This window comes from Duganella sp. GW821-FHT07F09 (genome assembly GCF_059418705.1).
Genome location: NZ_JBWKQJ010000001.1, coordinates 955301 through 975891 on the forward strand (window position 1 = coordinate 955301; position 20591 = coordinate 975891).

General features: G+C 64.0%; 21 protein-coding genes and 1 tRNA gene. 17 read left to right on the top strand and 5 right to left on the bottom strand.

The annotated features are described in order from the left end of the window. Nucleotides 1–23 precede the first annotated feature (23 nt). From lspA to AC07P1_RS04355, 5 genes are read left to right on the top strand one after another with little or no spacing between them, the layout of a single operon-like run. Nucleotides 24–527 carry a signal peptidase II gene (gene lspA, locus AC07P1_RS04335; RefSeq protein WP_494694654.1) on the top strand — a complete coding sequence of 168 codons (504 nt, stop codon included), beginning with the start codon at nt 24–26 and terminating at the stop codon, nt 525–527. A gap of 16 nt (nt 528–543) precedes the next feature. Continuing rightward, nucleotides 544–1767: a bifunctional phosphopantothenoylcysteine decarboxylase/phosphopantothenate--cysteine ligase CoaBC gene (gene coaBC, locus AC07P1_RS04340; protein ID WP_494694655.1), complete on the top strand. Its 1224-nt coding sequence runs from the start codon at nt 544–546 to the stop codon at nt 1765–1767. A 12-nt stretch (nt 1768–1779) separates the two neighbouring features. After that, entirely contained in the window at nt 1780–2229 is a 450-nt protein-coding gene (dut, locus tag AC07P1_RS04345) for a dUTP diphosphatase (RefSeq protein WP_315218741.1), read from the top strand. A gap of 19 nt (nt 2230–2248) precedes the next feature. Further along, on the top strand, nt 2249–3346 hold the full coding sequence (locus AC07P1_RS04350; RefSeq protein WP_494694656.1) for a M48 family metallopeptidase: 1098 nt from the start codon (nt 2249–2251) through the stop codon (nt 3344–3346). Nucleotides 3347–3351: 5 nt separating this feature from the next. Continuing rightward, complete coding sequence (locus tag AC07P1_RS04355) at nt 3352–3753, top strand: surface-adhesin E family protein (protein ID WP_494694798.1); 402 nt, start codon at nt 3352–3354, stop codon at nt 3751–3753. Between the two features lie 13 nt (nt 3754–3766). On the opposite strand, the gene AC07P1_RS04360 is transcribed toward AC07P1_RS04355, so the two are convergent. Then, nucleotides 3767–3904: a hypothetical protein gene (locus AC07P1_RS04360; RefSeq protein WP_471707622.1), complete on the bottom strand. Its 138-nt coding sequence runs from the start codon at nt 3902–3904 to the stop codon at nt 3767–3769. 43 nt (nt 3905–3947) lie between these two features. Here AC07P1_RS04360 and AC07P1_RS04365 point away from each other — a divergent pair, with 43 nt between their 5' ends. The 6 genes from AC07P1_RS04365 to AC07P1_RS04390 all read left to right on the top strand — a co-directional run bounded on the left by AC07P1_RS04365 (nt 3948) and on the right by AC07P1_RS04390 (nt 9566). After that, entirely contained in the window at nt 3948–4970 is a 1023-nt protein-coding gene (locus AC07P1_RS04365; protein WP_494694657.1) for an XdhC family protein, read from the top strand. Nucleotides 4971–5132: 162 nt separating this feature from the next. Then, a complete protein-coding gene (locus tag AC07P1_RS04370) occupies nt 5133–6023 on the top strand; it encodes a DMT family transporter (RefSeq protein WP_494694658.1) in 891 nt (296 codons plus the stop codon). Then, nucleotides 6020–6931, top strand: coding sequence for a DNA-3-methyladenine glycosylase family protein (locus AC07P1_RS04375; RefSeq protein WP_494694659.1), 912 nt, complete (start codon nt 6020–6022; stop codon nt 6929–6931). Before AC07P1_RS04370 ends, AC07P1_RS04375 begins: the two co-directional genes overlap by 4 nt. A 57-nt stretch (nt 6932–6988) precedes the next feature. Continuing rightward, entirely contained in the window at nt 6989–7891 is a 903-nt protein-coding gene (accD, locus tag AC07P1_RS04380) for an acetyl-CoA carboxylase, carboxyltransferase subunit beta (protein WP_494694660.1), read from the top strand. Nucleotides 7892–8009: 118 nt separating this feature from the next. Further along, nucleotides 8010–9056, top strand: coding sequence for a MerR family transcriptional regulator (locus AC07P1_RS04385; RefSeq protein ID WP_494694661.1), 1047 nt, complete (start codon nt 8010–8012; stop codon nt 9054–9056). Nucleotides 9057–9125: 69 nt separating this feature from the next. Next, nucleotides 9126–9566, top strand: coding sequence for a DUF29 domain-containing protein (locus AC07P1_RS04390; RefSeq protein WP_494694662.1), 441 nt, complete (start codon nt 9126–9128; stop codon nt 9564–9566). 59 nt (nt 9567–9625) lie between these two features. Here the strand turns inward: AC07P1_RS04390 and AC07P1_RS04395 are convergent. Continuing rightward, nucleotides 9626–9702 (bottom strand) — tRNA-Met (locus AC07P1_RS04395). 174 nt (nt 9703–9876) lie between these two features. Between AC07P1_RS04395 and AC07P1_RS04400 the strand changes: the two genes are divergently transcribed. From AC07P1_RS04400 to AC07P1_RS04425, 6 genes are all read left to right on the top strand, one after another. Continuing rightward, nucleotides 9877–10464, top strand: a complete 588-nt coding sequence (locus tag AC07P1_RS04400; RefSeq protein ID WP_494694663.1) for an NUDIX hydrolase — start codon at nt 9877–9879, stop codon at nt 10462–10464. Further along, nucleotides 10461–11189 (top strand): leucyl/phenylalanyl-tRNA--protein transferase, encoded by a 729-nt coding sequence (aat, locus tag AC07P1_RS04405; protein WP_494694664.1) that lies wholly within the window; start codon nt 10461–10463, stop codon nt 11187–11189. The genes AC07P1_RS04400 and aat overlap by 4 nt, the downstream gene beginning before the upstream one ends. 84 nt (nt 11190–11273) lie before the next feature. Then, on the top strand, nt 11274–12002 hold the full coding sequence (locus AC07P1_RS04410) for an arginyltransferase (RefSeq protein ID WP_494694665.1): 729 nt from the start codon (nt 11274–11276) through the stop codon (nt 12000–12002). A gap of 54 nt (nt 12003–12056) precedes the next feature. Then, nucleotides 12057–13097: a quinone-dependent dihydroorotate dehydrogenase gene (locus AC07P1_RS04415; RefSeq protein WP_494694666.1), complete on the top strand. Its 1041-nt coding sequence runs from the start codon at nt 12057–12059 to the stop codon at nt 13095–13097. A 9-nt stretch (nt 13098–13106) separates the two neighbouring features. Then, nucleotides 13107–14153, top strand: coding sequence for an aldo/keto reductase (locus AC07P1_RS04420; RefSeq protein ID WP_494694667.1), 1047 nt, complete (start codon nt 13107–13109; stop codon nt 14151–14153). Nucleotides 14154–14433: 280 nt separating this feature from the next. After that, complete coding sequence (locus AC07P1_RS04425; protein ID WP_494694668.1) at nt 14434–16821, top strand: TonB-dependent receptor plug domain-containing protein; 2388 nt, start codon at nt 14434–14436, stop codon at nt 16819–16821. Nucleotides 16822–16825: 4 nt separating this feature from the next. Here the strand turns inward: AC07P1_RS04425 and AC07P1_RS04430 are convergent, their stop codons facing one another. The 3 genes from AC07P1_RS04430 to AC07P1_RS04440 all read right to left on the bottom strand — a co-directional run bounded on the left by AC07P1_RS04430 (nt 16826) and on the right by AC07P1_RS04440 (nt 20591). Then, a complete protein-coding gene (locus AC07P1_RS04430; protein WP_494694669.1) occupies nt 16826–18430 on the bottom strand; it encodes a methyl-accepting chemotaxis protein in 1605 nt (534 codons plus the stop codon). Nucleotides 18431–18591: 161 nt separating this feature from the next. Continuing rightward, complete coding sequence (locus tag AC07P1_RS04435) at nt 18592–19524, bottom strand: CysB family HTH-type transcriptional regulator (protein ID WP_494694670.1); 933 nt, start codon at nt 19522–19524, stop codon at nt 18592–18594. Further along, nucleotides 19521–20591, bottom strand: coding sequence for a sulfate/molybdate ABC transporter ATP-binding protein (locus tag AC07P1_RS04440; protein ID WP_494694671.1), 1071 nt, complete (start codon nt 20589–20591; stop codon nt 19521–19523). Before AC07P1_RS04440 ends, AC07P1_RS04435 begins: the two co-directional genes overlap by 4 nt.

Sequence of the window (20591 nt, forward strand, 5' to 3'; positions counted from 1 at the left end):
GCCACGAACCTCTCTGATATTTTATGGCCACTAAAAAAATCTTCCCGACCAAGTCGTCCTCCAGTCTGATCCCTTGGCTCGGCATCGCCTTCATCATCATGCTGGTCGATCAGCTGACCAAGATCACCATCACCCGCACCTTCCAGCTGGGCGAGGAAAAATTTGTCACCTCGTTCTTCAACCTGGTGCTGGCCTATAACAAGGGCGCGGCCTTCAGCTTCCTGCACAACGCCGGCGGCTGGCAGCGCTATTTCTTCACCGGCATCGGCATCGCCGCCGCCGTCTACATCATCTACCTGTTGAAAAAGCATGGTGGGCAACGCATGTTCTCCTGGGCGCTGTCGCTGGTGCTCGGCGGCGCGATCGGCAACGTCATCGACCGCCTGCTGTACGGCCACGTGATCGACTTCCTCGATTTCCACTGGGCCGGTTGGGGCCACTTCCCGGCGTTTAACATCGCCGACGCGGCCATCTGCATCGGCGCGGCGCTGTTCATCCTCGACGAACTGCGGCGCGTGAACAAATAAGCGGGAGAGCGGCATCATGGAACTGACTGGTAAAAAAATCGTCCTCGGCCTGTCCGGCGGCGTGGCCTGCTACAAGGCGGCGGAACTGTGCCGCGCGCTGACCAAGGCCGGCGCCTCGGTGCAAGTGGTGATGACCGACGCCGCGACCCACTTCATCACCGCCGTCACCATGCAAGCCCTGTCGGGCAACAAGGTGTTCAGCAGCCAGTGGGACCCACGCGTGGACAACAACATGGCCCACATCGACGTCACCCGCGACGCCGACGCGATCCTGATCGCGCCCTGCTCCGCCGACTTCATGTACAAGCTGGCGCACGGCGTCTGCGACGACCTGCTGTCGACCATGTGCCTGGCGCGCCCGCGCCGCGTGCCGCTGCTGGTGGCGCCGGCGATGAACGTGGAGATGTGGCAGAACCCCGCCACCCAGCGCAACGCCCGACAGCTCGAAGAAGACGGCATCGTCATCTTCGGCCCGGCCGCCGGCGACCAGGCCTGCGGCGAAGTGGGCATGGGCCGCATGCTGGAACCGGCGCAGCTGCTGGAGGAATTGATCGCGTCGTTCGAGCCGAAAGTGCTGGCCGGCAAACGCATCCTGATCACCGCCGGCCCGACCTTCGAACCGATCGATCCGGTGCGCGGCATCACCAATCTGTCGTCCGGGAAGATGGGTTATGCGGTGGCCCGCGCGGCGCGTGAAGCCGGCGCCGAAGTGGTGCTGGTGTCCGGCCCGACCGCGCTGCCGGCGCCGTTCGGCGTGCAGCGCATCAACGTCCAAAGCGCGATGCAGATGCACGACGCCGTGCTGGCCAACGTCGACCACCAGCATATCTTCATCGCCGTGGCGGCCGTTGCCGACTGGCGCGTGTCCAATTCGAGCGAACAGAAACTGAAGAAGAATCCGGACGGCTCGGTGCCGGATCTGAAGTTCGAACAGAATCCGGACATCCTGGCCACCGTCGCCGCCCGCACCTCGCTGGCCGGCCATCCGTACTGCGTCGGCTTCGCCGCCGAATCGGAAAACCTGATCCAGTTCGGCGCCGACAAGCGTGAGAAAAAAGGCATTCCCCTGCTGGTCGGGAACATCGGCCACCACACCTTCGGCCAGGACGACAACACCATCATCCTGTTCGACGAAAACGGCCACACCATCCTGCCGCGCGCCGACAAACTGACCCTGGCGCGCCAGCTGATTTCCGAAATCTCCAAACGCATCTCGCAGCATTCGCTGTTCGCAAAATAACAAAGTAAACGCATGAAAAACATCGACGTCAAAATCCTCGACCCGCGCATGAAAGACCAGTTGCCGGCCTACGCCACCCCGGGTTCGGCCGGCCTCGATCTGCGCGCCTGCATCGACGCGCCGATCACCATCGAAGCCGGCCAGACGGTGCTGATTCCGACCGGCCTGGCGATCCACGTCGCCGACCCGGGCTACGCCGCCATGATCCTGCCGCGCAGCGGCATGGGCCACAAGAACGGCATCGTACTGGGGAATCTGGTAGGCTTGATCGATTCCGATTATCAGGGCCAGTTGATGATTTCGACGTGGAACAGGGGCAACAGCGCCTTCACCCTGAACCCGATGGAGCGCCTGGCGCAGCTGATCATCGTTCCGGTCCTGCAAGTCGGTTTCAACGTCGTCGAAGAATTCGATACCAGCGAACGCGGTGCCGGCGGTTTTGGAAGCACCGGAAAACACTAAAAAAATACGGAGACTAGGGATGGTCCAGCAAAACAATTCGAAGAAATTCGCCACTGTATCCCTGCTGGCCACGGCGATGCTGCTGTCGGCCTGTTCGACCTTCACCTCCGGGACGGCCGAACCCGAACAGGGTCCGGTGGTCGCGCGCACCGTCGACGAAGGCGCGCCGGTGGTCACCGCCAAAATGGCAGCGGCACGCCAGGCACTGGGACAAATGGTCGCCTTGCAGGACCGGCTGTACCGCATCGCCGGCCCGCTGTTGATCAACAACGCGGACCTGTGCCGCAACCAGGCCCGCAACCTGCTCGGCTTCACCGCCAAGAATAAATACTCGTACTCCGGGGAGTTCGTCGACGCCGCGCAGGCGGTGCTGAACTACGGCGACCGGCTGGAAGTGGCCAGCGTGCTGACGGGCAGCGGCGCCGCGCGCGTGGGCCTGCGCAAGGGCGACGTGCTGCTGGCGGCCGAAGGCAAAAGCCTGCCGACCGGCCAACACGCCGAGACCGAGGCGGCCGGGGTGCTCGGCCCCCTGGTGGCCAACAACCAGACGCTCAACCTGATCGTCGAACGCAAAGGCGTCAACCAGGCGCTCAAGGTGCCGGTCACGCGCGCCTGCGCCTTCAAGATCGACATCGGCAATTCGGACAATATCAACGCCTACTCGGACGGCCAGCGCGTGATGATCACGCGCGGCATGGTCAACTTCGCGCAGACCGACGAAGCCATCGCCTATGTGCTGGCCAAGGACATCGCGCACAATGTGCTGGGCCACGCCGCCAAAACACGGTCGGCCTACACGGTCGGCAGCATCATCGACAATCTGGTCGCGGTGCGGCCGGACCTGTCTATGCTGATCGGCAGCGCCGGCATCAAGCCGATGCCGCAAGAGCTCGACGCGGCCGCCGATTCGCTGTCGCTGTACATGGTGGCCCGGGCCGGCTACAGCACCGCGCAGGCGCGCGCCTTCTGGCAGCGGCTGGCCAGCCAGTATCCGGCCTCGGTGCTGAACGGGTACACCGCCAACCACCCGGGCATCAACTACCGCCTGTCCGCGATCGACAAGACCGTCGCCGAAATCAAAAGCAAGCAGGCGGCCAAGAAGCCGCTGGTGCCGTGACCCGCATGCAAAAACCGGCGTTGGTGGCGGCCTTGCTGATGTCGATGGCCGTATCGGGCGTGGCCCAGGCGGCGCAATGGCGCAAAGTCAGTTCGGCTCCGGGCAACGTCTTCTACATCGATAGCACCAAGGTGGTCAAAAAAGACAAGACCCGCAAGGTGTGGTCGCTGCACTCCTACACCAAGGCGCAGCAGACGCCCGAGGGCAAGCCTTATCGCTCGGTCAAGGCGCAGCACCTGTATTCCTGCGAGGACCGCACGGCGGTGATGCTGTCGCAGGTGTTCTATCCCGAAACGATGGGCAGGGGCGAACCGGTCGAGAACTATATCTACGAAAAATTCAGCCCCGAGGAAGTGGCCCCGGGCAGCCCGTTCGAAAAGGCGCTGGCGAGGGTGTGCAAGCGCTAACTTCGCGCAGGCTTTAGCGGATGTTCGGGAAATCCGGGAACACGGTACCCATCAGCCAGGTCAGGGCGCCGCAAAACACCACGGCGATAATCAGCACGATCAACAGCCGGCCGAATTTGGGTGAGCCGTCGTCTTCCTTGTGGTCGGTCATGGCAGTTCCTGCAAGCTTTGTAGAGCCGTAGTATATTCCATCCATGGACAGCATCGATCTCGAAGTACTCAAAACCAGCGCCGCGTGGATCGCCTCCGGGCGCCGCTGCGAACTTATCACCGTCATCAAGACCTGGGGCTCGAGTCCCCGTCCGGTCGGCGCGACCCTGGCCATCTGCGAAGATGGCACGGTGATCGGCTCCGTCTCGGGCGGCTGCATCGAGGATGACCTGATCGCGCGCGTGCGCGACGAAGGCATCAGCCGCACCTTGCCCGAAATCGTCAGCTACGGCATCACCGCCGACGAGGCGCACCGTTTCGGCCTGCCCTGCGGCGGCACCATCGAACTGTCGATCGAACCGCTGTCGGAGCGTAGCCGCGTCGCCGAGCTGCTGGAACGTCTCGACCAGCACGAACTGGTGCAGCGCCGGCTTGATCTGCAAACCGGCGATGTCGAGTTGTCGAAGGCGGCGGCGGGCGCCCAGATGCAAGTGAGCGAGCGCGCCATGGTCACCTTGCACGGACCGCGCTGGCGGCTGCTGATCATCGGCGCCGGACAGCTCTCGCGCTTCCTGGCGCAAATCGCCACCGCGATGGACTACCACGTCATCGTCTGCGACCCGCGCGAGGAATATCGCGCCGGCTGGCACGTCGACGGCGTGCAGCTGGTGCACGACATGCCTGACGATATCGTGCTGTCGATGAAGCTGGATCACCGCAGCGCCGTCGTCGCGCTGACGCATGACCCCAAGCTTGACGACCTGGCGCTGATGGAGGCGTTGAAGTCGGACGCGTTTTACGTCGGCGCGATCGGCTCGCGGCTGAACAACAGCAAGCGCCGCGAGCGGCTGCTGGAATTCGACCTGACGCCGGAGCAGCTGGCGCGCCTGCACGGACCGATAGGGCTGTACATCGGCAGCAAAACGCCGTCGGAGATCGCCATCTCGATCCTGGCGGAGCTGACTGCGATCAAAAACGGCGTACCGACGACGATGCTGATCCCGCACGCCGCCTCGCCGGCGGCGCCGGGCGACACCGTCTGCGCGGTCGACAGCGGCGCTGTATAAGTTCAAAAGCAAGAAGCGGAGAGACGGAACCACGTAGGGCGGATTAGCGTAGCGTAATCGGCCATACATACTCCGTCGGCGACGCAAACATGGCCGATTACGGCGTTCCGCCTAATCCGCCCTACGAAAAAATCGACAAAGCACACGCCAACTGGAACCCGCATGAGCACCGCCAACCTCCTCCGCCTGATCTTCCTGGCCGCCATCTGGGGCGGCTCCTTCCTGTTCATGCGGATCGCCGCGCCGGTGCTGGGCGCCGCCGTCCTGATCGAATACCGCGTGCTGTTCGCCTCCCTCTTCCTGGCGGTGATCGCGGTCGTGCTGAAAAAACCGCTCAACCTGCGCAAGCATTGGAAGCACTACCTCATCCTCGGCCTGTTCAACTCCGCGCTACCGTTTCTGATGTTCGCCTTCGCCGCGCGCACGCTGTCGGCCTCCCTGCTGGCGGTGCTGAATGCCACCACGCCGCTGTGGGGCACCCTGATCGCCGCCGCCCTCACTCGCCAGATGGTCAGCGGCAAAGTCATGCTCGGCCTTGTGCTGGGCGCATGCGGCGTCGCGCTGCTGGTCGGCTTCGACCATGTCAGCACCAAACCCGGCGCCGGCCTCGCCATCGCCGCCGTGCTGTTCGCCTCCTTCAACTACGGCATCGCCAGCAACTACGCCAAATCGGTCAAGGACGTCGAACCGCTGTCCAATGCGCACGGCTCGATGTGGGCGTCCACGCTGCTGGTGCTGCCGATTGTGCCGTTCTTCCCGGCGCCGGGCGAGCCGACCATCGGCATCATGGGCGCCGTGATCGCGCTCGGTGTGCTGTGCAGCGGCATCGCCTACCTGATCTACTTCCGCCTGATCCAGGATGTCGGCCCGTCGTCGGCGCTGACGGTTACCTTCCTCAGCCCCTTGTTCGGCATTTTGTGGGGCACGCTGTTCCTCGGCGAGACGGTCGGCTGGTACACCATCGCCGGCGCCGCCATCGTTATCGCCGGCACGGCGCTGGTCACCGGCTTCCGCCCCAACTTCGGCGCGCTGCGCAAAACCAAGCCCACATGAAAAGCTTCGCGCTCGACCTGCCGGCCAACTACCGCCTGCACGACGTACTGGCCTTCCACAGCCGCGACACTGAAAGCGTGGCCGAAGAAGTCGGCGACACGCGCCTGCGCAAAGGGATAGTGCTGGACGGCGTACCGGTGGTGCTGGACATTGCGCTGGCGCCCACCAGCGCCAGCTGCACGGTGCACGCCGACGGCAAACTATCCAAAGCCGCGCAACAGCGCGTGCGCGAAGCGGCGCTCAACATCCTCGGGCTACGCATCGATCCGGAACCATTCTGCGCCTTCGCCGCCAAGGACGACATGTTCGGCCCCTTGACCGTGGCGCAGCCGGGACTGCGCATCGTGCAATCGGCCACCGTGTTCGAAGCGCTGACCTGGGCCATCATCGGCCAACAAATCAACCTGTCATTCGCGATCTCGCTGCGCCGCACGTTCATCTTGCAGGCCGGCCGCCAGCACAGCAGCGGCTTGTGGTGCTACCCGGAGGCCGCCGACGCGATAAAACTGGGCATCGACGATCTGACCAGCCGCAAATTCTCGCGTGCCAAGGCGGAGACCTTGCTGCGGCTGGCGAATCTGGTCGCCAGCGGCGAACTGCGACTGGACGTCACACCCGCCAACAGCATCGAACAGATCTCGGCGGCGCTGCTGGCAGTCAAAGGCATCGGCCCTTGGACGGTCAACTATGGTCTGCTGCGTGGCTACGGCTACGCCGACTGCTCACTGCACGGCGACGTCGCCATCCGCGCGGCGCTACAACAGCTGCTGGGTGAAGAAACGAAACCGGACATGCCGCGTACCGAACAAATCCTGGCCCGCTACGCGCCCCACCGCACGATGGCCGCCGCCCACTTGTGGGCCAGCCTGCACCCGCGCGGCGACAGCGACGACAAAGATTCCGCTTGATCCTGACGTAACGTCAGGCTTTACGATTCCGGCATCTCCGACACTATCAAGGATGCCATGAGCTGGATCGAAAAACTGCTACCCCCGCGTTTCAACCGCAACGGCGCCGAACCGCGCCAATCGATACCCGCCGGCCTTTGGATCAAGTGCCCGGCATGCGAGGCGGTGCTCTACCGCGCCGATCTCGAAGCCAATCTGCACGTCTGCCCCGGATGCAGCCACCATCTGCGTATCCGTGCCCGCGCCCGTCTCGACGCCCTGCTCGACGCGGGCGGCCGTCACGAGATCGGCCAGGAAGTGCTGCCGGTCGACACGCTCAAGTTCAAGGGCAGCAAAAGCTATCCGGCGCGCCTGCAAGCGGCGATGGAAGCGACCGGCGAGACCGACGCGATCATCGTCATCGGCGGCGCCATCCTGTCGGTGCCGGTGGTGGTGGCGTGCTTCGAATTCGACTTCATGGGCGGCTCGATGGGATCGGTGGTCGGGGAGCGCTTCGTACGCGGCGTGCAGGCCGCGATCGACCAGCATGTGCCATTCGTCTGCATCACCGCCAGCGGCGGCGCGCGCATGCAGGAAGGCCTGCTGTCGCTGATGCAAATGGCGAAAACCACCGCCATGCTGGCCAAATTGGCGGAGAAGAAACTGCCCTTCGTCTCGGTGCTGACCGACCCCACATCCGGCGGCATATCAGCCTCGTTCTGCTTCCTGGGCGACCTGGTGATCGCCGAACCGAAGGCGCTGATCGCCTTTACCGGCGCGCGCGTCATCAAAAGCACCTTGGGGGTGACGCTGCCGGAAGGCTACCAGCGTCCGGAGTTCCTGCTCGAACGCGGCGCCATCGACATGATCGTCGACCGGCGCGACATGCGCGCCGAACTGGCGTCGCTACTGGCCTTGCTGCTAAAACTACCGACGGACGCCATCGCCAACAACACATCGGAATCACGTAGGGCGGATTAGCGCAGCGTAATCGGCCATGCATGCGCCGTCGGCGGCTCGTGCATGGCCGATTACGGCGTTCCGCTTAATCCGCCCTACGTGATTACGTGACATTCCCGGCTGGCGTACACTATCGCGCATGAAAGAACATCGCAATCACGCCGTGCTGAAAGTCGGCGAGCTGGCCGCGCGCTCCGGGCTCACGGTGCGCGCCCTCCATCACTACGACAGCATCGGACTGCTGACGCCATCGGCGCACACCGATTCCGGCTATCGCCTCTACAACCGCGCCGACGTCGCCCGCCTGCACCAGATCCAAGCGCTGCGCCGCTTCGGCATGTCGCTGGCGGATATCGCCACCTTCCTCGCCAGTCCCGACGCGCCCTTCGCCGACGTCGTCGCGCAGCAGATCGCCACGCTCGACCAGCAAATCGCGCAAGCGAGCGCGCTGCGCGAACAGCTCTCGCACCTGCACCGGCAGATGGCCGGCGGCGGCGAGCCGGAACTGGCCGACTGGCTATCCACGCTGGAGCTGATGAACCTCTACGACAAATACTTCACCAAGGACGAATTGCACCGCCTGCCCTTCTGGCAGCAGGACGCGCGCCGCAACAGCGGCTGGGCCGCGCTGGTGACGCAGATACAGGACCTGATTCGGCAAGGCGTTCCGCCGGCCGACGCCGAGCCACGCCAACTGGCCGAGCGCTGGATGCAAATGCTCGAACGCGACACCGCCGCCAATCCAGACTTCGCGCGCCGCATCACCGTGATGATGGAGATGGAACCGGCCGCCCAACTGCACACGGGGATCACGCCGCGACTGAAGCAGTACGTGATCGAAGCGTTCGGAGAACACAAACTGGCGCTCTACGCCGACTATCTCGACGAGGATGAGTTGCACCGCATGCGCGTCGGCGCCAGCCAGCATGGCGCGGAGTGGATGGCGCTGATCGCGGCGGTCCACCGGCAACTCGAAGCAGGCGCCGATCCCGCCGATCCGGCATCGCAAGCGCTGGCCCGCGAATGGATGACATTATTCAGCGCCCGCATCGGCGACAACCCGGCCACGCTGGAAAAAATACGCCACGCCCACACGCAAGAACCGCGATTACTCACCGGTACCTGGGTCACGCCGGCCATGCTCGATTTCATCCGCGCATCCTGCGCCACGTTGCCGCCGGCCTGACTTGCCCGCCCCTTTGAGCGGGCGTAAAGTAAAGTTCCGACGACCGCATTACGCTGGCGGAGGTGCCCCATGGACGATCACATCAACACCGATTACGACACGGACTTTCTCGTCTGGCTGCAAAGCCAGGCCGAGCTACTGCGCGCCAAGCAATTCGAACGACTGGACCTTGAACATTTGATCGAGGAGCTCGAGAGCATGGGTAGCAAGGAAAGGCACGAATTCAAAAACCGCATCGTGCAATTAATGATGCATCTGCTGAAATGGAAAGTACAACCGGACCACATTTCAGGCAGTTGGCTGCGTTCGATCAGGGAACAACGCTATGGCATCGCCGATCTCATGGAAGAAATGCCCAGTCTAAAACCGCTGCTGGACAATTGCGCAACGCGAAACTACGCAAGGGCCGTGGCCCTCGCCGCAGACGAAACACGCCTGCCCAAGTCGGCCTTCCCCGCCACGATGCCATTCATCAAGGATCAACTGCTCGACCCCGACTATTTGCCATAAAGCGCCGCACAATAGAAAAAGCCGCTGATCCCTGTAAAAGAATCAACGGCTTTCGAATTTGGTTGCGGGGACAGGATTTGAACCTGTGACCTTCGGGTTATGAGCCCGACGAGCTGCCAGACTGCTCCACCCCGCGTCTGTGCAATCATTATAGGGCAGTTCAGCAATTTAGGCAATGTTAATCCTGAAATCGCGCGTGATAGTCCAAATAAATGCATTCCCTTGCCGCCGTAGCCAATCCCGTGCGTGGCGCAATCGGTGTAAAGTAACTAATATGAACAAAAATATCCGCCCCTGAGCACCGTCCCCTATGAAATTCTGTTCCGAATGCGCCTCCCCCGTCAGCCTGCTGATACCAGCCGGCGACAACCGTCCCCGCTACGTCTGCGAAAGCTGCTCCACCATCCACTACCAAAACCCGAAAATGGTGCTGGGCACGATCCCCGTGTGGGAACGCGACGGCGAGTTGAAAGTCCTGCTGTGCAAGCGCGCGATCGAGCCGCGCCACGGCTATTGGACCCTGCCGGCCGGCTTCATGGAAAACGATGAAACCACGGCCGAGGCGGCGATGCGCGAGACGCAGGAGGAGGCCGGCGCCAACATCGAACTGGGTAAACTGTTTTCACTGTTGAACGTCTCGCGCGTGCACCAGGTCCATATGTTCTACCTGGCCACCCTGCTCGACCTCGACTTCGCCCCCGGCGAGGAAAGCCTGGACGTGCAAATGTTCAGCGAGGCGGAGATCCCGTGGGACGACCTGGCCTTCCCCACCATCCGCACCACCCTGGAATTGTTCTTCGCCGACCGCGCGCGCATGCGGGAAAACAAGAGCACCGACTACGGCTTCCACGCCCAGGACATCACCCGCGCGATGCGTTCGGACACGGAACCGACGTGATCCCCTGGCTCGAACGCGACACGCCGTTCCCCGACGTCTCGCAGGCGCTGACGTCCGAGGCGCCCGGCCTGCTGGCAGCCGGCGCCGACCTGTCGCCGCAGCGTTTGCTGATGGCCTACCGGCACGGCATCTTCCCGTGGTTTTCGGAAGGCCAGCCCATCCTGTGGTGGAGCACCGATCCGCGCATGGTGCTGATGACCGAGCGCTTCCGCATCTCCGACAGCCTGAAGAAGACGCTGCGCAAGGTCGAGCGCGAGATGGCGGCCGGCGGGCGCTGGCAGGTGCGCTTCGACAGCGCCTTCGAGGAGGTCATGCGCGCCTGCGCCGCGCCGCGCCGGGACGGCCCCGGCACGTGGATCTCGGAGGACATCATCGAAGGCTACACGGGCCTGCACCGGCTCGGCTACGCGCACTCGGCCGAGGTATGGCTGGACGGCGAGCTGGTCGGCGGCGCCTACGGCGTCTCGATCGGCCGCATGTTCTACGGCGAGTCGATGTTCGCGCGCGTGACCGACGGCTCCAAGATCGCGCTGGCCTACCTGGTGGGCTTTCTGCGCCGGCACGGCGTCAAGATGATCGATTGCCAACAAGAGACCGGCCACCTGGCCTCGCTGGGCGCGGCGCCGATTCCGCGCGCGCAATTCCTGGCGCATCTGCGCAACAATATTGAATTGCCGCAAATCACCGTGTGGGAACCCATTGCACCGCTAGCTGCGGGCAGTTAAGCTAAAGGTGACAGCGCTGTACACAACTAAGCGCTATCATCAGGACTGGAACAGGATCAGAACTTCGCCATCGATAGGACGTGCATGACGCACCTGAACGATCTGCCTTTCGCGACGCTGCAGTTTTACACCACGGCGCCCTACCCTTGCAGCTATCTGGACGCGCGCCAGGCGCGCTCGCAGGTGGCTACGCCTTCCCATCTGATCAACGCCGACGTCTACTCCGAACTCGTCAAGAACGGCTTCCGGCGCAGCGGCATCTTTACATATCGACCATATTGCGACGGTTGCCAGGCCTGCATCCCGGTGCGCGTGGTGGTCGATCAGTTCGCCCCCAACCGCGGCCAGCGCCGCGCTTGGGCAAAGCACGCCGACCTGCGCGCCGGCGTCGCCACCCTGCAGTTTTCCGACGAACACTACGAACTGTATCTGCGCTACCAGAGCAAGCGCCACGCCGGCGGCGGCATGGACCAGGACAGCCGCGACCAGTACGCCCAGTTCCTGCTGCAAAGCCGGGTCAACACGCGGCTGGTGGAATTCCGCGAGCCCGGCGGCACCCTGCGCATGGTCAGCATCATCGACGTGCTGTCGGACGGCTTGTCGTCGGTCTACACCTTCTTCGATCCCGATGTCGAGGGCGCCTCCTACGGCACCTTCAACGTGCTGTGGCAAATCGCCCAGGCGCGCGAGCTGAGCCTTCCTTACATTTACCTGGGCTACTGGATCAGGGAAAGCCCGAAAATGTCCTATAAAACCAACTTCAAACCGCTGGAAGCGCGCATCAAGGGCGTGTGGAGCGTGCTGGAGGCCTGATTTGCGCTGATCAAACGCTGATAAAATACCGGGGCCAACAACCAGAGCCCCCTCATGTCCGAAAAATTCCTGTATTCCCTGGCCCGTCCGCTGCTGTTCTCGATGGACGCCGAAGCCGCGCACCACTTCACCCTTCCCGCGCTCAAACGCGCCGCCGCGCTGGGCCTGACCAAGCTGGTCAAGCAACCGGCGGCCGACCCGCGCACCGTGATGGGTGTCACGTTCAAGAATCCGGTCGGCCTCGCCGCAGGGCTGGACAAGGACGGCGCCTTCATCGACGCGCTGGCAGACCTGGGCTTCGGCTCGATCGAGGTGGGCACCGTCACCCCGCGCGGCCAGCCGGGCAACCCCAAGCCGCGCATGTTCCGCTTGCCGGCCGCGCACGCCATCATCAACCGCATGGGCTTCAACAACGGCGGGGTCGACGCCTTCGTCGCCAATGTGCAAGCGTCGCGCTTCTACCAGGACAAGGCCGGCGTGCTGGGCCTGAACATCGGCAAGAACGCCGACACGCCGATCGAGCGCGCGGCCGACGACTACCTGCACTGCCTGCAAAAAGTCTATCCCTACGCCAGCTATGTGACGGTCAACATCTCCTCGCCGAACACCAAGAACCTGCGCCAGTTGCAAGGCGGCTCCGAGCTCGACGGCCTGCTGGCGCAGTTGAAGGACGCGCAGGCGCGCCTGGCCGACCAGCACAAGCGCTACGTGCCGCTGGCCCTGAAAATCGCGCCGGACATGGACGGCGACCAGGTCAAGAACATCGCCGACGCGCTGCTGCGCCACAAGATCGACGGCGTCATCGCCACCAACACCACCCTGAGCCGCGACGCCGTGGCCGGCATGCGCCACGGCGCCGAGGCGGGCGGACTGTCGGGCGCGCCCGTGTTCGAGCTGTCCAACACCGTGATCCGCCTGCTCAAGGCCGAACTGGGCGACGCCCTGCCGATTATCGGCGTTGGCGGTATCATGCGCGGTGCGGACGCCAAGGTCAAAATGGACTGCGGCGCGCAACTGGTGCAGTTGTACAGCGGCCTGATCTACGCTGGCCCTGCGCTGGTCAACGATTGCGCGCGGGCCGTGCGCGGACATTAAGGAGCGGGCATGCTGAAGATACAACTTGGTTCCAGCGATCTGGAGGTCACGAAGATTTGCCTGGGGACGATGACGTTCGGCGAGCAGAACACCGAGGCGGACGCCCACAGCCAGCTCGACTACGCGGTCGAGCGCGGCGTGAATTTCATCGACACCGCCGAGATGTATCCAGTCATGCCGCGCGCCGAAACGCAGGGTGCCACCGAGCGCTTCATCGGCACCTGGCTAAAGAAATCCGGGATGCGCGACAAGGTGGTACTGGCGACCAAGGCCGCCGGTCCGAATCCGAATATCGGCTGGGTGCGCGGCGGCAAGCAGAACTTCGACGCCGCCAACCTGCGCGCGGCGGTCGACACCAGCCTGCGGCGGCTGCAAACCGACCATATCGATTTATACCAATTGCACTGGCCCAGCCGCAACGTGCCGATCTTCGGCGCCAGCGTCTTCAATCCGCAGCTTGAGCGCGAATGCGTGGCCGTCGAGGAAACGCTGGCCGCGCTGGGCGAGCTGATCAAGGAAGGCAAGATCGGCGCGATCGGCGTCTCCAACGAATCATGCTGGGGCGTGAGCGAGTTCATCAAGCAGTCGGAGATGAAGGGCTTGCCGCGCATCGCCTCCATCCAGAACCTGTACAACCTGACGGCGCGCCACTACGAGACCAGTTTCCTCGACGAGACCTGCTTCCGCGAAAACGTCGGCCTGCTGGCGTACAGCCCGTTGGCCTTCGGCCAATTGACGGGCAAATACCACGACGACCCGAACACGCGCGGCCGGCTGACGATCTTCCCGCCGACCTGGAGCCCGCGCTACCTGCGGCCGACGGTACTGGCGGCGGTCGCGCAATACACCGAGCTCGCGCGCGACAACGGCCTGACGCCGACGCAACTGGCGCTGGCGTGGTGCTACGGCCGCTGGTGCGTGGCCTCGACCATCATCGGCGCGACCAGCCTGGCGCAACTGAAGGAAAACATCGACGCCCACGACGTCACGCTCACGCCGGACGTCATCGCGCAGATCGACGCCATCCACGCGACATTGCCCAATCCCGGCCAGTAAAGCGCGATTACTTCTAAACCACGTAGGGCGGTTAGCGGGCGAGGCCCGCTAACCGCCCCGGGGCCCATCGAAGGGACCGCCTACCTGCCGGTAGGCGTTAAGAGGCGGCACGCCGTAATCGGCCATGCATGCGCCGCCGACAACGCATGACAGATCAGCCCGTGTAGAAATGGTGGACCCGACCCCGGAGCGGGGGTATATCTTTAGACGCAATGGTTCGTTGGTGTTCAATTGTGCGGCTGCTATGCTGTGCCACCACTTTCGCACACGAGACCGCCACATGACCACACGCCACACCGCCACACCGCTTTTGCTGAGCACGCTGATCGCCACCATCGTCATCCCCGCCTTCGCCCAGGACGCGCCCGCCGACGGCGAGCTGCAGTCGGTCGTCGTCACCGGCACCTACGCCAAGAACCGCCGCACCATCGATTCCGAGTCGCCCGTCGACATCATCAGCGCGCGCGAACTGCAGGCCAGCGGCTCGACCGAACTGGCCACCGTGCTCGGCCGCCTGGTGCCGTCGATGAACTTCCCGCGCCCGTCCGGCGCCGACACCAGCGACGCCGTCCGTCCGGCCCAGCTGCGTGGCCTGTCGCCCGATCAAACCCTCGTGCTGGTCAACGGCAAGCGCCGCTACACCTCGGCCGTGGTCAACGTCAACGGCACCCAGGGGCGCGGCTCGGCGCCGGTCGACCTGAACGCGATCCCGCTGGCGGCGATCGAACGCATCGAGGTGCTGCGCGACGGCGCGGCGGCCCAGTACGGCTCCGACGCGATCGCAGGCGTGATCAACATCATCCTCAAAAAAGGCGCGGCCGGCGGCGACATCGAAGTCGGCTACGGCGAGTACAAGGAAGGCGACGGCCAGCAGCGCACCCTGCGCGGCTCGACCGGCTTCAGCCTGGGCGACCAGGGCTGGGTGCGCGTGGCCATCGAGGCCGCCGAGCGCGATCCGACCAACCGAGCAGGCGCCGATGTACGGGATTCGCGTGAACCGCGCTACGGCCAAGTCAACCAGCGTTACGGCGATCCGGAAAGCCATCCGCGCAGCATCTTCGTCAACAGCCAGTACCGCGTCACCGACGATATCGACTGGTACGCCTTCGCCAACTTCGGCGAGCGCAAGACCTCTGCGGCGGCCACCTGGCGCACCGCCTACACCAATACCAACCAAAGCTTGCCGCCGGTGTTGCGCAGCGCGCTGTATCCCGAGGGCTTCCTGCCGCTGCAAAACAGCACCTCGACCGACCAGTCGCTGGTGACCGGCCTGCGCGGCGAGCTGTCCGGCTGGCGTTGGGACGCCAGCCTGAACTACGGCAGCAACAAGTTCCGGCTCAATCTCGACAACACCGCCAACTTCGATCTGGGCGCCAGCAGCCCGACGCACTTCTACGCCGGCCTGCTGCAGAACACGCAGGGCTTGTTCAACTTCGACGTGGCCAAGGAATTCCCGGTGGCCGCCTTCACCGGTCCGCTGACGGTGGCGCTGGGCGTCGAGGCACGTCATGAACAATACGAGATTGGCGCCGGCGATCCGGCCTCCTACGACCGCAGCGGCGCGCAAGGTTTCTCCGGCTTCCGTCCGGTCAACGCCGGCAAGAATAGCCGCCACAACAAGTCAATCTACGCCAACTTCGAAGCCGATATCACCAGGCAGTTCTCGGCGTCGGCGGCGGTGCGCCACGAGCGCTACAGCGACTTCGGCAACACCACCTCGGTCAAAGGCTCGACCCGTTACGCGTTCAATCCGCAGGTGTCGCTGCGCGCGACGGCCTCGTCCGGCTTCCGCGCGCCGTCGCTGGCGCAGCAGTTCTACACGATCACGACGACAAACTTCTCGGTGATTAACAACGTCAACACCCCGATCGAGACCGGCACCTTCGCGGTCGGTAGCGCCGCCGCCAGCGCATTGGGCGCCGAGCCGTTGAAGGCGGAAAAGGCCCGCAACTACAGCGTCGGCCTGCAAGTGCAGCCCACCCGCAACTGGAGCGCCAGCGTCGACGCCTACCGCATCGATATCGACGACCGCATCGCGCTGTCGACCAGCATGACGCTGTCCACCCCGTTGCGCAACGCGCTGGCCAACCAGGGCATCCTGGTGGGCGCCGGCCGCTATTTCACCAACGCCATCGACACCCGCACCACCGGCGTCGACGTGGTCAGCACTTATCGTTGGGATCTTGCTGGCGCCGGCCGCTACGACTTCACGCTGGCGTACAACCGTAATAAAAACACCGTGCAGCACGTCAACGCCAATCCAGCCATCCTGACCGCCAACACGCTGACCCTGATCGACCGTCAGACCATCAACCGCCTGACCGTCGGCTCGCCGAAGGACAAGTTCAGCCTGGCGACGGACTACACCCTGGGCGCCTGGAACGCGCGCGGCGTAATCACCCGCTATGGCAGTTTCACGGTGCCGCAGAACAATCCGGCGCAGGATCAGGTGTACGATCCGCAATGGGTGCTGGACCTGTCGGCCAGCGTCAAGCTGAGCAAGAACTGGCGCCTGAGCCTGGGCGTGGACAACGTGACCGACAAGTATCCGGACACGATCACGTCGGTGGCCAACCTCAACCTCAACGGCATCAACCTGTACAGCGGCTGGGCGCCGAACGGGTTTAATGGCCGGTATTATTACGCCAAGGCTGGTTATAGCTGGTAGTCCCTTACCGCAGCGCCAGCACCTGGCGCTGCGCCACGCCGAATCCCCCCGGCCCGGCCAGCTTGAACACGCTAACGGCCTGCGCCAGCAAATCCGCCTGATCGCGCATGCTCTGCGCGGCGGCGGCGGCCTGCTCCACCAGCGCGGCGTTCTGCTGCGTCACGTCGTCGATCGAGATGATGGCCTGGTTGACCTGCTCGATTCCACTGCTCTGCTCACTGCTGGCGGCGCTGATCGCGTCCATGATCTCGGCCACCTGCTTGACCGATTCCACCAGGCCCGCCATCGTGGCGCCGGCCTCGCCGACCAGCACGGCGCCGGCATCGACTGTCTCGACCGAACGCCCGATCAACTCCTTGATTTCCTTGGCGGCACCGGCCGAGCGCTGCGCCAGGTTGCGCACCTCCGACGCCACCACCGCGAAGCCCCTGCCCTGCTCGCCCGCGCGCGCCGCCTCGACCGCCGCGTTCAAGGCCAGGATGTTGGTCTGGAAAGCGATGCCGTCGATCACGCCGATGATGTCGACGATCTTGCCCGAGCTTTCCTTGATCGCCCCCATTGTGTCGACCACCTGCCCGACCACCTTGCCGCCCTTGGTGGCGTAGTCCGACGCCGCCACAACCAGCCTGGTCGCCTGGCGTGCGTTCTCGGCGTTCCGCGACACCGTCGACGTCAGTTCCTCCATCGACGACGCGGTTTCCTCCAGGCTCGATGCCTGCTGCTCGGTGCGGCTGGACAGATCGAGGTTGCCGCTGGCGATCTCGTTGGAGGCGGTGGCGATGGTGTCGGTGCCGGACCGCACCTGTCCCACCGTGCGCGCCAGGCTGTCGTTCATGTCGATCAGCGCGCGCAGCAACTGGCCGGTCTCGTCGGTCGTATGGCACTCCATGCGCGTCGTCAGATCGCCGCCGGCCACCGCCTGCGCCATGCCGACCGCGCGGTTCAGCGGCAAGGTGATGCTGCGCGAGATGATGGCCAGCACCCACGCCGCGATGCCGGCGGCCAGCACCGTCAGCACAATCATCGTGTTGCGCGAACCGGCATAAGCTTGCTCGGCGACGGTGCTGGCCTCTTCCACCGCCGCGTTCTGGAACTTGACCAGTTCGGTCAGCGCATTGAGATAGGCGGTCTGCTCCTTGCGAACCGTGGTCAGCAGATAAGTAATGGACGCGTCGCGCTGCTCGACGTCGGCCGACATCTTCAGGAACTCGGTTTGCACCACCAAATACTTCTCGCGCGCATCGAGCACGGCCTGCAACTTCGCGGCGCTGCGCGGGTCGTCATCGTCGGCAATCAGCACGCGCAGCTGGTCCAGCCGCTCTCCGATCTCGACCTTGCGCTTGTCGACACGCTCCAGCTCCGCCTTGACCACGGCCGGGTCCTTGGACAGCATGGCGTTGCGCATCGCCCGTGCGATATCGTTGAGGCCGCCTATCGTTTCGTAAGCCAGTATGACCTTGGGCACCTTGTCGACGGCCAGGTCCTTGGTGTTGTTGTTGAGTTTGCCAAGGTTGCCGATGCCGACAATGGCGATGCCGAGCATGAAGATGATCGCCACCCCGAGACCGGCGCCCAGGCGGGTGCCGATTTTCCAATTCCCGATTCCCATGTCGACTCCCAGAGTAAAACCGTTGGTTTAAATAACTGGATGCAGCAATAGCAATTGAAAATTAGTATAGGGTGGTTTTTGAGTGTAAATAATATAAATTGTCGGACTGTTTTATGGCCACCACATTGCCGTGGCAGCCATATGGACGCTTATGCCACGCGCTACGACAGATCCCCGCCGTTCAAGGCCGCATCGATTTCCTCGCGCGTCAGATCGGGCGCGAACTGCTGGATGAAATGGTAGGCGTACGAGCGCAGATAGGCGCCCTTGCGCACCGCCAGCCGCGTGGTGTTCGGCGCGAACAGGTGCGACGCCTCGACCGCGCGCATGCCTTTATCACGGCCGTGGTCGAAGGCCATCGAGGCGACGATGCCCACGCCCAGCCCGAGCGCGACATACTGCTTGATGACGTCCGAATCCATCGCCGTCAAGACGATGTCGGGCTTGACGCCGGCCTGCGAAAACGCCGCGTCGATATGCCCGCGTCCGGTGAAGCCGACGTCGTAGGTGATCAACGGGAACTCGGCCAGATCCTCCAGCTTGATCGGCGAGCGGCCCAGCAAGGGATGGCCGTCCGGCACCACGATCAAATGGCTCCAGCGGTAGCATGGGAAGGACACCAGGTCCGGGAACTGCGACAAGCCCTCGGTGGCGATGCCGATATCGGTCTTGCCCGACAAAATCCATTCGGCGATATGCTCCGGCGCGCTTTGCTGCAAGGCGATGCGCACGTCCGGATACGCGCTGCGGAAACTCTGCACCACCTTCGGCAGCGCGTACCGCGCCTGCGTGTGCGTGGCGGCGACGCTGAGCGTGCCGCTTTGCTGGCCCGTGTATTCCAGGCTGGCCTGCTGCAAATTCTCCGCCTCGATCAGCAGGCGGTCGATGATCTTGAGGATGCCCTTGCCCGGCTCGGTCATGCCGGTCAGGCGCTTGCCGTTACGCTCGAAAATCACCACGCCCAGTTCGTCTTCCAACTCGCGGATCTGGCGGCTCACGCCAGGCTGCGAGGTGAACAAGGCATTGGCCACTTCGGTCAAATTGTAGCCGCGCCGGGCGGCTTCGCGGATCGACCGCAGTTGTTGAAAATTCATATGGAAGCTCCAGCGTCGACAAACACATGCAGGCGCTTGGGACGCACCACCAAAGTCTCGCCCTCTTTCAGTTGAAGATGGCTGAAACGCTCGTTCGACATCACCGCCTCGATCAGCTCGGACGTGTCGTCGCGCTCCAGGTCCAGTTGCGCCAGCGGGCCGATCGCGTGCGCGCGGCGCAGCTTGACGACGATACCCTCGGCGCCCGGCGTGTAGCGTTCGATGTCCAGGTCGTGCGGACGCACATAGGCCGTGCCCTTGCCGTCGGCGTCCGGTTGGCCCGGCACCTGGAAGGTCGCGCCGCCACTGGCCAGCACGCCATCCTGCACGCGGCCGTGGAACATGTTGACGTTGCCCAGGAAACCGTACACGAACGGCGAGGCCGGATGGTTGTAGACCTGCTCCGGCGCGCCGATCTGCTCGACGTTACCCTTGTTCATCAGCACGACCTGGTCGGCCACTTCCAGCGCCTCCTCCTGGTCGTGGGTGACGAAGATCGACGTCACGTGCAGGTCGTCGTGCAGGCGGCGCAACCAGCGGCGCAGTTCCTTGCGGACCTTGGCGTCGAGCGCGCCGAACGGTTCGTCCAGCAGCAGCACGCGCGGCTCGACGGCCAGCGCGCGCGCCAGGGCGATCCGCTGGCGCTGCCCGCCCGACAGTTGCGGCGGGTAGCGGTCGGCCAGCCAGTCCAGCTGCACCAGCTCCAGCAGTTCCTTGACCTTGCGGCGGATCTGGTCCTCGGAAGGACGCTCGGCGCGCGGTTTGACGCGCAGGCCAAAGGCGACGTTCTCGAACACGGTCATGTGTTTGAACAGCGCGTAGTGCTGGAACACGAAGCCGACCTGGCGCTCGCGCACGTGGCGATGCGAGGCATCGTTCGAATCCAGCAGCACCTGGCCGGAATCAGGATGCTCGAGGCCGGCGATGATGCGCAACAGGGTCGTCTTGCCGCAGCCCGACGGTCCCAGCAGCGCGGTCAGCTCGCCCGCCGGAAAATCCAGCGAGACGTTGTTGAGGGCGACGAAATCGCCGAAACGCTTGTTGATGTTTTTAACTTCGATCGTCAT